At 38.7% G+C, this 13159-nt stretch carries 10 protein-coding genes; 5 read left to right on the top strand and 5 right to left on the bottom strand.

The annotated features are described in order from the left end of the window. Positions 1 to 292 precede the first annotated feature (292 nt). Complete coding sequence (locus C7H19_RS22185; RefSeq protein ID WP_106459104.1) at positions 293 to 1246, bottom strand: undecaprenyl-diphosphate phosphatase; 954 nt, start codon at positions 1244 to 1246, stop codon at positions 293 to 295. Positions 1247 to 1404: 158 nt separating this feature from the next. On the opposite strand from C7H19_RS22185, the gene C7H19_RS22180 reads away from it, so the two are divergent. Beyond that, on the top strand, positions 1405 to 2130 hold the full coding sequence (locus tag C7H19_RS22180; RefSeq protein ID WP_106459103.1) for a DUF3120 domain-containing protein: 726 nt from the start codon (positions 1405 to 1407) through the stop codon (positions 2128 to 2130). A gap of 385 nt (positions 2131 to 2515) precedes the next feature. Then, positions 2516 to 3496 (top strand): adenylate/guanylate cyclase domain-containing protein, encoded by a 981-nt coding sequence (locus C7H19_RS22175; protein WP_106459102.1) that lies wholly within the window; start codon positions 2516 to 2518, stop codon positions 3494 to 3496. Here C7H19_RS22175 and C7H19_RS22170 read toward each other — a convergent pair. Then, entirely contained in the window at positions 3493 to 5694 is a 2202-nt protein-coding gene (locus C7H19_RS22170) for an IMS domain-containing protein (RefSeq protein ID WP_106459101.1), read from the bottom strand. The genes C7H19_RS22175 and C7H19_RS22170 overlap by 4 nt on opposite strands. Before the next feature lie 632 nt (positions 5695 to 6326). Here C7H19_RS22170 and pdhA point away from each other — a divergent pair. Further along, the gene (gene pdhA, locus C7H19_RS22165; protein WP_106459100.1) at positions 6327 to 7361 is read left to right on the top strand and encodes a pyruvate dehydrogenase (acetyl-transferring) E1 component subunit alpha; all 1035 of its coding nucleotides are present in this window, start codon (positions 6327 to 6329) and stop codon (positions 7359 to 7361) included. A 192-nt stretch (positions 7362 to 7553) separates the two neighbouring features. On the opposite strand, the gene C7H19_RS22160 is transcribed toward pdhA, so the two are convergent. Then, complete coding sequence (locus C7H19_RS22160) at positions 7554 to 7919, bottom strand: DUF1815 family protein (RefSeq protein ID WP_106459099.1); 366 nt, start codon at positions 7917 to 7919, stop codon at positions 7554 to 7556. A 448-nt stretch (positions 7920 to 8367) separates the two neighbouring features. On the opposite strand from C7H19_RS22160, the gene cobJ reads away from it, so the two are divergent. Continuing rightward, positions 8368 to 10212 carry a precorrin-3B C(17)-methyltransferase gene (gene cobJ, locus C7H19_RS22155; protein WP_425428924.1) on the top strand — a complete coding sequence of 615 codons (1845 nt, stop codon included), beginning with the start codon at positions 8368 to 8370 and terminating at the stop codon, positions 10210 to 10212. A 180-nt stretch (positions 10213 to 10392) separates the two neighbouring features. Further along, the gene (locus C7H19_RS22150) at positions 10393 to 12294 is read left to right on the top strand and encodes a GTPase family protein (RefSeq protein ID WP_106459097.1); all 1902 of its coding nucleotides are present in this window, start codon (positions 10393 to 10395) and stop codon (positions 12292 to 12294) included. Positions 12295 to 12452: 158 nt separating this feature from the next. Here C7H19_RS22150 and psaJ read toward each other — a convergent pair whose 3' ends face one another. Continuing rightward, complete coding sequence (gene psaJ, locus C7H19_RS22145) at positions 12453 to 12584, bottom strand: photosystem I reaction center subunit IX (RefSeq protein ID WP_106459096.1); 132 nt, start codon at positions 12582 to 12584, stop codon at positions 12453 to 12455. Between the two features lie 53 nt (positions 12585 to 12637). After that, positions 12638 to 13126, bottom strand: coding sequence for a Photosystem I reaction center subunit III (locus C7H19_RS22140; protein WP_106459095.1), 489 nt, complete (start codon positions 13124 to 13126; stop codon positions 12638 to 12640). Positions 13127 to 13159 lie beyond the last annotated feature (33 nt).

Below are 13159 nucleotides of genomic sequence, written 5' to 3'. Positions count from 1 at the left end.
CTTTGTTTCTCAGGACGGTCTCCTTTCCATTTTTTGACAGGTTAATTAATTTTCTATCCTCAAGTGACAGAAGAGGGTTTAATGTAGAAGCAGAAGATCAAGACGTTATTATTGATGATGCTCCAGTTGAAGAATAATAACAATGCTTGTTTGTTTCATAACCAGCCATAGTCAGTATAATCGGTGAGCAATAACAAATGTCGCATCAAAGTCCAGCTTGAGATAAATTACAATACTTAAAGACGATCGCTTTTTCTTTAAATCACCAAGCGGTGTAATGAAACTAGCAACCCTAAGATAATTTACCCATCATCACACCCAATAAAATCGCAATACCAAAGAAAAGACGATAGAAAACAAAAACCCAGTTACTCTGCTTTTGTAGAAAACGAATCAAACCAGCGATCGCTAAATAAGAAAAGACAGCCGAAGAAATCACCCCAACAACAAGGGGAAAAATTGCAGTTTGACTAATTGTTTGATCAACAACATCTTTTAATTCCACCAGTCCCGCTAAAGTAATAGCAGGAATGCCCAATAAAAAAGAAAATCGAGCCGCCGTCGAACGTTCTAAATCAACAAATAATCCCGCCGTCATGGTTGAACCCGAACGAGAAACACCTGGAACTAATGCTAAAGCTTGAGCTAATCCCATAAAAATACCATCTTGAATTTTTAAATTCTCATAACCTCGTTTATGAGTCCCCATTTTTTCCGCTAAAGCTAATAACAAAGACATCACGATCGAAGCACAACCAATCACCGTCATACTCCGCAACGCCGAATGATCGATATCTTGAACTAATAACTTTAAAAGAACACCAAAAAATAAAATCGGCAGTGTTCCTAAAATAATACCCATCGCTAGACGAAACTCTAAAGAATAATAATCCTTACGACGAACTGCTTTAAACATCCCTTTAGTAATCTGTGCTAAATCCTTCCAGAAATACCAAATCACAGCAGCAATACTCCCTAACTGAATAATCGCTGTATAAGTTACACCTGGATCACCCCAACCTAAAACCACCGGAATAACCTTCAAATGAGCCGTACTACTGATGGGTAAAAATTCCGTAATTCCCTGAACTATCCCTAAGAAAAAAGCCTGCCATCCATTGTATTGAGAAATGGGGATATCTTGAACGGTTGTTGCGGTTTGGGCGGTTGCTAATTGATTCAACAATAGCGGTACACTCAACCCCAGTATGACTCCCACGCCAAAATTAATCCCTTGTTTGCTCATGATTTTTCACGATTGTTCTATATTCTTTGAGAAAAGTCTACTGGATTTTTGTTCCCACAGCTTGCACAAATGCCCTAGGGGGGGATATAGTAGAAACATTGATACGAAATATGTAGTATCTTAATATAAATAAAGTTTTGTAACAAATATTAAAAATTTTGATTAATCAACCATTATCCCCCAACGTTCCCCTTTCTCCTCTTTCCGAACTAAAAAACCGATTAAAAAACTCATATTGGCGTACTGAAGCAGGAAAAAAATGGCTCGTTTTCCTTTCTGCTTGTTTTTTAGTGTCGATACCCGTCTTCTTTCAAGCCCCTCTAGTCCGGTTTTATCCCCTTTTAAGCCTAGGTTTAACGGCTGTGTGGGTAGTTTCTGGCATGACCCTAATTAACCGCCCTAAAACGCAAATTATAGGGGATATGATTTTAGGTTTTAGTTGGAGTTGGTTAGCAGGATCAATTTATTGGGGATGGTTTCGCACAGAACCTTTAATACATTTACCCATCGAAGCTATTGGTTTACCCTTTGCTATTTGGGGACTAACCAAAGGTTGGGGGAAAGTGGGAAATTTATTTTATTTAGGTTCTCTGTTTGGTACCGCAATGACAGATGTCTATTTTTATTTAGTACATTTGATTCCATATTGGCGGGAGATTATGCAGGTAGAACCCCAAATGGCTGGTACAATTTTTCAAAATGCGATCGCACAAATGCAGACATTTTGGGGCATCACTTGGGCGTTTATTATTATTAATATTTTGCTGTGGGTTGGTTTAGCCGCACTACAAAGCTCTAAATATAGCTGGTGGGCATTCAGTGGAGCAGTATTGAGTACAATTTTAGTAGATGGTTTATTTTGGCTAGTTGCTTCTTTTGCCTAAAGGTTTACAGTTGATTTTAAAAAATCCGTATAGTCAAGTTTTGTGAGAAATATAGACACATACGTTCACTTCTAGACACTTATGTTAGATTATTAAGAGCGCACCTAATTAAATAGGCAAGCTAACTTATAAAGGACATTGACCTCCTTTAAATCTAAAAGTAGTCGGAGATTCGTTGCTTTGTCAACAAGACTCGGTAGTGAGGTGTGTAGTTCACCCAGTGTACCTAAAAATGCACGAAGCTGATTAAGTGGATATTTGTCCATAAAATTAGTAACTATAAACTTAAAGATATAAACTTATTTCGTTTATGTCATTTTTTAAGACAAAAGCGATAAATTAAACCATAGTATCTGCTGTTCTGCTTTTTGATCGCTTATGCACCGTGGAGAAACTCGGACAAACTCCCTACTTGTTACTACATACCGAAAAAGGTGAGATCTATTTTCCTTTGTCCGGAAAAAACTACTGGACAATTGGACGAAACAAAGACAATGATCTAATGATTCGAGATCATTGTATTTCTCGTAACCATGCGATTATTCAATCGACACCAACAGAAGAATTTTATTTAATCGATCTTGGTAGTCGTAATGGAACCTTTGTTAATGGACGTAGAGTGGGTATCCCCGTAACTTTAAGTGATAATGATCAAATTACCTTCGGGAAAACCGAAGTTGAATTTTATCTCCCAGAGAGCAAACGTTTATCTAATCAAGATTTTAGAAGTACAGAGAGCGACTTTCAAACATCCGCCATTCATGAACGACGACTAACTTCTGTCATGGTGGTTGATATGAGAAATTTTACGGTTTTAACTCGACAATTAGATGAACAACTTTTATCATCACTCATTGGAAACTGGTTTCGTGAAGCGGGAAAAATTATCCGAGACTCAGGAAGTTGGGTTGATAAATATATCGGTGATGCAATTATGGCAATTTGGTTTCATGGACACGAAGCCATTACCCAAGAAGAAATGCTCAAAATTTTTCAAGCGGTTAGTCAACTCAACACCATGACTCAAACTTTAAGTACATCTTATCCTTTACCGTTTCCCTTAAAAATTGGTGCGGGAATTAATACGGGTTTTGCAATGGTGGGAAATACAGGAAGTGGCGCACATCCCGATTATACGGCAATTGGTGATACCGTTAATGCCGCATTTCGTTTAGAATCAGCCACTAAAGAAATTAAATTAGATTTAGCCATTGGTGAAACAACTTATCGTCATTTAGCCACAATGAAAGAAACAACAACCTTATTTCATGGGCATAACGTTCAACTCAAAGGATACGACGAAATTACTCTAACTTATGGCACGACTTTTGATGAGTTAAAACAATTTTTGAGTGTGAATAATTAAGATGATTTCATCACTTTAATATCTTGAATCAGCCATTGCTCATTCTGTCGAACTAATTCATATTTTACAGATAGTTTTTTATCATAAGAATTACGCGCTACTATTTGTCCATTCTGATTAAACTGAGCCTTTTCTCGTACATTTGCAACCACAGTAGCTCGCTCTGGAACTTTAATATTAGTCGTGACTGACTCAATTTTTAGCTCATGTTGATATTGCCAAAAGTTTTTTTCTTTTTGCAGTGCGATCGCTCTTTTTTGCCAATCTGATAAAAGTGGTTCAGCCAAAATACTCTTTAACTGATTAATATTATGCGTGGTGCCAAATGCTTGTTTCTTGCTATCTAACCATGTTTGGATCACTTGTAACGCATCTTCTTTAGTCAACGTCGGAGATGAAACAACGGGTGTATTTGCCAAAGGTAACTCTATTGGAGGCTCATTTAAAGATATATTTAATTGTTCACGTTGTAATGCTCCTAAAGGAGATTGACGCTCTTGAACCGCTCTAACCGTTAAAACCGCTAAAGATAACCCACCCAATAAACATAAACCCATTAATAAAGGTTTAGCTAAACGGAACTTTCTTCGTTTAGGTCTTGTCTTCTTTTTTAGAGAGGGCTTTTGAATTAGAGAATCAGAGTTAGAAACTGAAGATGTTTTTTTCCTTTGGGGGCGAGACGGTGCGGGATGAGGATAAGTCCCAGAGAATGCTAAATTATTATCTGTATACGCGATCGATTGTTCTTTTGCGCTTTGAGTGGACGAATTTGCCGAAGATACAGCCGTTTTTTTCCCTGCCGTTTTTTTTCCTCGTCGAGAGCGTTGCGGGAAATTAGGTTCAGGCAAATATTCAGAATAAGATAAAGCGGATTTCCTCATGTCAAGTTCTCCCGTTGATGCAATAAGATTATCATTTTCTACCTCTTGATGAACAGTCACTGGAGTCTGATCTAAAAGATTGTTATCTTCTGGTGACATTTCTGATTCTGTCAAATCTGATACCTGTTCTAGGTAATTTTGTACACTTTCGTCAGCAAAATAATCTTTTAGAGAAACTTGCTGAGTCTTTAAATCTCGAAATTGGGGATAAACCTCAGTTTGCAGCCATTTTTCGGCATACTGATACAAACCTAATAATAAATCTTGTTCATTTTCCGAATGCTCTCGAATATAGTTTAAAGCTGCTATTTCTTGCGTTTTTTTGACGGATAAATTAGCCAGCTTTGTTTGTCCTAATAATAAAGCACAAATGGCTTGTTCTAAATAAACATCTTGATATTTACTCAGTTGTTCGAGTAATGAAGTAGCTTTAAGAATAAAATCGGGTTGCTGAAAAGCAAAACCAAAGCCAATAAAAATATACACATTAAAACAAGCATCAACCGCATTATTGGAACGCGATACACTTTCAAAGACAGCTAACTGTTCATTAATGGTTAAATGAGGGCGTAACTGCTGAATATAGAGTAAAAAGCGATGGGGATTTAATCCCGAACCATCGTTCCCTAGTCCATCAATGCCCTGTCTTTCTTGTAACATTTCTTGCAACAATTGAAGTCCTTTGACTCTAACTTCTTGTTGCTCTAACCCTAATGATAAAAAATTTAAAATCCGATAAGGACGCAATTTATAATATTCTGCCCAGATTTCGTCTTGCAATTGTGGGAATAACTGCTCTTTTTCTAGCCATTTTAACCCTTTTTGAGAAATGGTCGCGGCTGTCTCATAATCTTGTTGTTCCCACTTTTCCCGACTTAATTCTAAATAAGCGATCGCTAAAGTAAAAATAATATCTTGTCGTTGAGCTTGTTTTTTTTCCCCGTCAGAAATTTGATTTAAAAAATTTTCTCCCAAACCTATCACTAATTCATACTCACCCAGTTCTTGTAGGATCAATAATCCTCCCACTAACTGTTCGTCGGGGATTTCGATTCCTGCTGGTTGTGCAGAGGATGATTCTTCTAGTAATACAGAATTTTGTTCTAAAAAATGTTGATCATACTCTGAACGCTTTTCAGGATCAGCTAAAATATGATACGCTTGATCTAAAAGATATTTTCTTGAAGCGATCGCAAAATCTCCATATTCACGACGTGGCAACTGTGAGCTACGATCCTGATAAGCTTGTTGTAATTGCTCATCAGTAGCTTGAATTGGCACACCCAAAATTCTATAGTAGTCAAGGGAGATTTGCACGGTTAGGTTCCTTGGCGATCGCGGCTACGGGCAAGACTATCTTAATACACCAGACTCAATACACCAGATAATCAAGTATAGTAAAGATTTAACAATAATGTAGTCAAATGGCAGCAAATCTCCTAAAATCTCAATAGCACCTTAACAAAAGAATAATTAACTTTAAAACTAGAAGGTTGTCAACCAAGAAAATGTTAACTAATTTTAACCTTAACTATTTAAGCGGTTGACGTAAAAGTTTTAGCTTTAAACTCTCTCGTCGTACAAATTAAAGTAGTCGAGAAGGCGATCTAATTCTAGTAGTTAGATTGGGACTCGATATTAGGCGCGTAGTTCGTCCATTAGAAGTAAAAGTCTATAAAGCTAATTTTAAACTCAATGCAATATTTGCTTACAGAATTAGTAACTATAGTAGAGCAAATAATTATTTTTGGATTACTGACCTTAAAAGTGGGTGAGAATCCAAGGCTGCTAGGCTAAATTCTAGCCTAAAGATGAAAGCAAGTAAAAAAATCTTTCTTCTTCAGACTACAAACGAGTTTCGCCTTAAACTAAAGTTAAATTAACCAAAGAAGAAAAGGCGAATTTCTTCTGATTGTTCTAATTGTTGTCTAAATAATACTACTTTCCTTATGATTTCTGAGCGTACTTTACCAACTTTTAACACGGCTTCCGTCAAAATTAGTAAAGAAGAAGGTCTAATTCTTTATGAAGATATGGTACTAGGGCGTATGTTTGAGGACAAATGCGCCGAAATGTATTATCGAGGCAGAATGTTCGGTTTTGTCCATCTCTATAACGGTCAAGAAGCGATTTCAACAGGAATCATTAAAGCTTTGCGAAGAGATGAAGATTATGTTTGTAGTACTTATCGAGATCATGTCCATGCTCTTAGTGCAGGAGTACCAGCTAAAGAAGTCATGTCAGAATTATTCGGTAAAGCAACTGGATGTAGTAAAGGGCGTGGCGGTTCGATGCATATGTTTTCAGCCCAACATAAATTATTAGGAGGTTATGCGTTTGTTGCCGAAGGTATTCCAGTTTCGACGGGTGCAGCATTTCAAGCGAAATATCGTCGAGAAGTGATGAATGATGAAGATGCGGATCAAGTTTCAGTTTGTTTCTTTGGTGATGGTGCAAGCAATAATGGTCAGTTTTTTGAATGTCTAAATATGGCCGCTTTATGGAAATTGCCGATGATTTATGTGGTGGAAAATAATAAATGGGCAATAGGGATGGCTCATGAACGGGCAACCTCTCAACCCGAAATTTATAAAAAAGCTAGTGTATTTAATATGGCTGGCGTGGAAGTCGATGGAATGGATGTTCTAGCCGTTCGCACTGTCGCACAAGAAGCGATCGCCCGCGCTCGTGCTGGAGAAGGTCCCACCCTCATCGAAGCGTTAACCTATCGTTTTCGTGGCCATTCCCTCGCTGATCCCGATGAACTGCGATCCCCGGATGAAAAACAGTTTTGGGGCGCACGCGATCCCATCACTCGGTTAGCCGTATATTTAGTAGAACATGATTTAGCCACTCAAGACGAACTCAAAGCAATTGAGCAAAAAATCACTGATGAAATCGAAGAAGCGGTCAAATTTGCCGAAAATAGCCCCGAACCCGACAAGAGCGAGTTACATCGTTTTGTTTTTGCCGAAGACGAATAAATAATGATTAGGGTGCTTAGAGAATATCTAGCACCCGCTTAACGACGACTCGATTGTAAAGCTTTATCCACATTGCTCTCATTATGTGATGTTAGAAAAAGACATTTCTCTAATTGACCATTAAATTAAACCTAGCGTTGCTAGTTCGTTTGATGTATCAGGATCGCATTCTTAAGAGTTTTTGCTTGATCGCTAGATCGGTTGCACTTGCCCGAAACCAGCAGATCCCTTACGGGTCTCTAAAGCTATCGGTTTGACTTGATATTTAACCAAATTCGCTAAATCTTCTAATTGAGAGATCGCTTCTGCACCTTCTAGCTTCATCAGTTCACGATCATCTCGCATTTCTGTCCAAGTAATCCCGTAATCTGAAACGAGAAAACGGATCAGATGATCTTCTCCTAAGCTAACCATAAAAGATGCACTGTTCATTTGACCCCCGCAGGTGTAGCAAGAAGCCAAATAGCCCTGATTTTCCAAAGTGATCGCTAAAGCTTGTAAGTTCATGACTAGGTCTTGAACTAGCTCTCGGTGTTGTTGTGCTATTCGTTTAAACACTATGTACCTCCAACCAACACTCCTCATTATAAACCTTAATACTTTTTTAAGATTTAAAATCTTAAAAATCGGGTAAGACATCAAACAACTTCCTAGATTGCTGATTAACAAAATGTAACTTACCACTCCCTACCATAACTTGATTTAGCTAATTTGCCCAGTATCGATCGTTACATCTGTGTATACCGTTGTTAGGAAATTATGAGGAATAGAATAACCTCCCTAGGGAAGATTTGATTTAAGCCAAGAGTGAGATGAGCGTGACTGAGTTGAAAGAGCGAGGGAATTTTGGTTATAATTACAAACCCAACTAAATCTATAATGACGATTTTTCGACCAGTTGAGCAGATTTCGACAGAGAACTTAACACAAAGGGAAAATTTTGTCATTGTTCATGAGACAGACAATACAGTATCGTGATTGATAGTTTATTTAATAATTTCTTTATATTTTGAGTCAATTTCTTTTTCAATCCTGTGCGGCGATCGCACTTACTCCAAGGGCGGTACAAATTCTCTTTCCTTTGTGTCAAACCGGCGATGTAACCCTTCATATCCCCTCATCCCTCGCATCCGAGATCACACCTCCCCAAGGTAGCCAGATTTACGAATCCTCATTAAAAGATCATCTCACCGCCATTTGGTCGCAGTATCGGGCGTTTATTTTTGTCGCCGCGTCGGGGATCGTTGTGCGTCTGATAGCCCCCTTGTTGGCTCATAAAACCGAAGATCCAGCGATTATTGTAATCGACCCAGAGGGACAATACGTGATTAGTTTATGTAGCGGGCATCAAGGAGGAGCAGATCAACTAACGCGACTCATTGCCCAACAACTAACCGCGACACCCATTATTACCAGCGCGTCTACAAGTTTAAATTTACCCGGAATTGATATTTTAGGGGTTCCTTTTGGTTGGCAAAAAGGTCAAGGTGACTGGAATGGGATCAGTCGTATATGTGTTCATCAAGAACCTATACAAGTGATCCAAGAAGCGGGATCAACTTTATGGCAAAAAAGTTTACCAACAGAACATCCTTTTTATTTTGGTTTTAATGAAGAAATATCTTTTAAAGGTCGTATTTGGATCACTCCGACTTCTCGTCGTTTTGCCCCATCATCCGATATTCCGAAAGTTCAATGGCATCCGCGAGTATTATGGGTGGGGATCGGTTGTATTAGAGGTGCAACCCAAGAACAAATTACAACAGCAGTTCAACAGGTTTTACAAAAATCTCATTTAGCATTTGAAGCGATCGCAGGTTTAGCCACTATAGATATTAAAGCAGATGAAATCGGTTTATTAAATTATGCCCAATCCTCACAATTACCTTTAAAAACCTATACAGCCGAAATTTTAAAAACCGTTACTGTTCCTAACCCGTCGCATATTGTCGCCCAAGCGGTAGATACTCCCAGTGTCGCAGAAGCAGCAGCATTATCGGCCGCCAAAGAATATGGAGAAGCAGTATTACTCGTCCAAAAACAAGTCACAGAAGCCGTAACAGTAGCGATCGCACAAGCGGAAATCGAATATACTGGACGTACGGGTTATATTGGTTTAGTCGGGATCGGTCCTGGTAATATTACTCAAATTACACCCGCAGCCAAAACAGCTATCACTCAAGCAGATGTCATTATTGGCTATTCTCTTTATACTGATCTCATTCAACCCCTACAACATCCAGCCCAAATTATCGAATCTTTACCCATTACTCAGGAAGTCCAAAGAGCGCGACGAGCGATAGAATTAGCCCAATGGGGTTTATCTGTTGTCGTCATTTCTTCGGGTGATTGTGGTATTTATGGAATGGCAGGACTCGTTTTAGAACAGTTATCTGTAATGGGATGGGATGGCAATACGCCTCAAGTCGAAGTTTTTCCAGGTATTAGCGCCCTCCAAGCAGCAGCATCTAGAGTGGGTGCACCTTTAATGCACGATTTTTGTGCTATTAGTTTAAGTGATTTATTGACTCCTATAGAAGTGATCGAAAAACGTTTAGAAGCAGCAGCAAAAGCAGATTTTGTGACTGCTATATATAACCCTTGTTCTAAAACACGTATTCAACCGCTTTTGACGGCAGAAAAGATCTTTTTAATGTATCGTGATCCTTTAACACCTGTTGCGATCGTTCGTTCCGTTTATCGTCAGGATGAAGAAATTATCTTAACCACATTAGGAAAAATGTTATGGTCTCATATTGATATGTTGACGACTATTTTAATCGGAAATAGTACCACCTTTTTTCATGAAAACTGGATGATTACACCACGAGGGTATTTAAAAAATGAATAATCATTTATCTGAGCCTGATTTCCAGTAAAATCCGTAAAATAACCCTAAAACGATTGATTTTGTGGATAAATCATCTCGACGGATACTACTTTCTTGATGGAGATTAAATTATGTTTTTGTTATCGGTGAAATATTGATTAAGATCAAAAACAAGGAAATCAATGTGATGTCTAAAAAACAATGGTACGATTAAAACCTTGGCAGTGGGTGATCTTAGCACTTCCGATCGCTTTGATCATTATTTTTATTATTTTTGCTGCGGGATCACAGATTCATGAATGGGGTTTGAGTTGGATCTGGGCTGTTTTTACTGTCGTTTTTGTCGGTTGGCGTTGGTTGCTCGTACAATGGACAAATCCTGCCATTAAACAGCTTGAAGCAGCGATCGCCGAAGTTAATCAAGAGTTAGAATCAAGTTTAGACACTCTACCAACCGCATACGGGGATACTACCGAGAAAGCGGCTACGATTTTAAAAGATATATTAGAAAAAGCGAAAACTGATCCCCCAATATGGCAAGATTGGACAACATTCTGGCTACGTTGTCAAGAAATTGTTACCGCGATCGCAAATATTTACTATCCCGAAGTGAGATACCCACTTTTAAATATCTATGTACCACAAGCATACAGTTTAATTCGGGGTACAGTCGATGATCTCGATCAATGGATGCAAAAACTAGGCCCCGCCCTCAATCAAGTTACTGTAGGACAAGCGTACCAAGCATATGAAGTTTATCAAAAATTAGAACCATCAGCCCGTAAACTCTGGCAAGTATGGAACTGGGCGCAATGGTTACTCAATCCCGCAGCCGCAGCAGCAAGACAAGCCACGAAAAAATCAAGTAATCAAGCAACACAACAACTTTTAGTTAATTTAGGTCAATTATTACGGGAAACAGCACTAAGAAATTTATCACAACAAGCGATCGCACTTTATAGCGGAAAACGGATCGCTGTAGCACAAAACACCACCTTACCCGAAGCAAGAACCCAAACCATTAGAGATATTATCATTCAAGCTGAACCCGTTGCCGAAATTCAGCAAAAACCCGTTAATATATTATTGGTAGGACGCACTGGAGCAGGAAAAAGTAGTCTGATTAATACCCTCTTCCAAGCCGAAAAAGCCGAAGTAGACGTATTACCGAGTACCGATCAGATTAAAAATTATCATTGGGAAACCCCCACCGGTGAAACCCTAACCCTTTGGGATACACCAGGTTACGAACAAGTGAACCGAGAAGATTTACGCAACACGGTAATAGACTACGCAACAAACGCAGATTTACTTATTTTAGTCACTCCTGCCCTCGATCCAGCCTTGCAAATGGATGTAGATTTCTTCAAAGAAATTAAACAAAAAATTGATAGTTTACCCATCATCACTGTTGTAACCCAAGTCGATCGACTTCGTCCACAGCGAGAATGGCAACCCCCTTATGATTGGCAATGGGGCGATCGTCCCAAAGAAGTCTCAATTCGTGAGGCAACAGAGTACAGAAGTCAACTATTAGGCGAATATTGTAATAAAACTTTACCTGTCGTGACCAGTGATTTACAAAATAATCGTGTGTCATGGAATATGGATATGTTAGCCCTAACTTTAATAGAAGCGATCGCACCAGCCAAACAAATCCGTTTAGCGCGTTTCTTACGAGATCAAGAGTCGCGTATTGTTGCCGCCGCTAAAATTATCAATCGCTATACCTTCCAAATGGCAACCACACAAGGACTCGCAACATTTCTTAAAAGTCCAATTCTTTCTTTTATTGCCACCTTCACCACAGGAAACCCCGCCGCCGCCTATATTTTAGCTCAACAAATACCCATTGAACAATTACCCGTAGTCATTGGTAAACTACAGATGGCGTATGAGCTTTTTTCCCTCTTAACATCAGATCAATCCGATGCGTTTTTTGACTTGCGATCGCTTTGGCCAATATTACTGGAAAATTCCGTTACACCTGATTTAAATGCTTGGGCGTTTGGTCATGCTTTAATCGAATACTGGACACAAGATCTCACGATCGATCAATTAAAAGAGCGATATAAATATTATATAAAACAAGCTAAAGGTTAAAATTGCTATCTTTAAAGACTGCTCGATTATAGACGTAGAAGAAAAGCTCTTTTGTGGTAGAAGTGTCAAAAAGCTGATAGAAAAAGCTCCCAAGATTAAGATCTTTTCTACCAGCTTTGAATAAATCTTTTAAGTGATTTAGTCTCTACCTACTAACTCTACTTGGCTAAAGGATGAAACAATAAATCAGGGTAAAAACGGTTGAATTCGATTAAGATTCCGGCTGTAACCGTTAACAATGCCATAATCAAAACTGGGGCAGTTGATAAAAATTTAGGCAAACCATCCATGATTGAGTTCTCCAAAAAAAAAGGTTAACTAAAAAAAACGAAAGTTAAAGCAATTAGCGAGGCGAAACAGGAGCGTCTTTAGCGACTAATTTGCCAGAGGTAAATTCTTGGAGTGCTGCCACAGGCCAAATAAAACCTGTGAGCATTTTACTGATAGCTAAAGGAACATCAATGATAATTTCCTTCATTTCAGTATCTTTACCTTTTTTAATGTCAATTAGATAAGCACGACCAACCCAACCGATCCAACCTGCAATATAAAGAAAGAGGATGCTAGGAATCGCAAAATCTCCGAAATGAGCTAGGTTCCCATCTGTAATAAGGTGGGGGTAGCCTTCGGGTCCGCAAAGAGCTTCTGAATAGCGGACAGCCCGATTAGTACCTGAGTTTGGATCGTCTGTGGTATTGCGGTATAGTTTAGCTTTGGCGAGAAATGCTTGCGATTCACTACAAGGCGTTAAATTAGAGTAAGCCGCATTTGCTGAAGGAGCAAAACCAAACCAAAGAGTAACAACTAGAACTAAAGCCAACAACCGTCGCATAAATTGTTTCCTTTTGTTACAAATAGATGAGTT

It is taken from the genome of Aphanothece hegewaldii CCALA 016, assembly GCF_003007785.1.
GTDB classification, from domain to species: Bacteria; Cyanobacteriota; Cyanobacteriia; order Cyanobacteriales; family Microcystaceae; genus Chroococcus; species Chroococcus hegewaldii.
The sequence above is the reverse complement of the archived record's forward strand: the minus strand, read 5'-3'. Positions and strand labels throughout refer to the sequence as shown.

Coding starts and splice junctions, on each gene's coding strand:
- psaJ (WP_106459096.1), bottom strand. CDS start 12,584: ATGGATGGTTTGCCTAAATTTTTATCAACTGCCCCAGTTTTGATTATG.
- C7H19_RS22150 (WP_106459097.1), top strand. CDS start 10,393: ATGGTACGATTAAAACCTTGGCAGTGGGTGATCTTAGCACTTCCGATC.
- pdhA (WP_106459100.1), top strand. CDS start 6,327: ATGATTTCTGAGCGTACTTTACCAACTTTTAACACGGCTTCCGTCAAA.
- C7H19_RS22140 (WP_106459095.1), bottom strand. CDS start 13,126: ATGCGACGGTTGTTGGCTTTAGTTCTAGTTGTTACTCTTTGGTTTGGT.
- C7H19_RS22185 (WP_106459104.1), bottom strand. CDS start 1,246: ATGAGCAAACAAGGGATTAATTTTGGCGTGGGAGTCATACTGGGGTTG.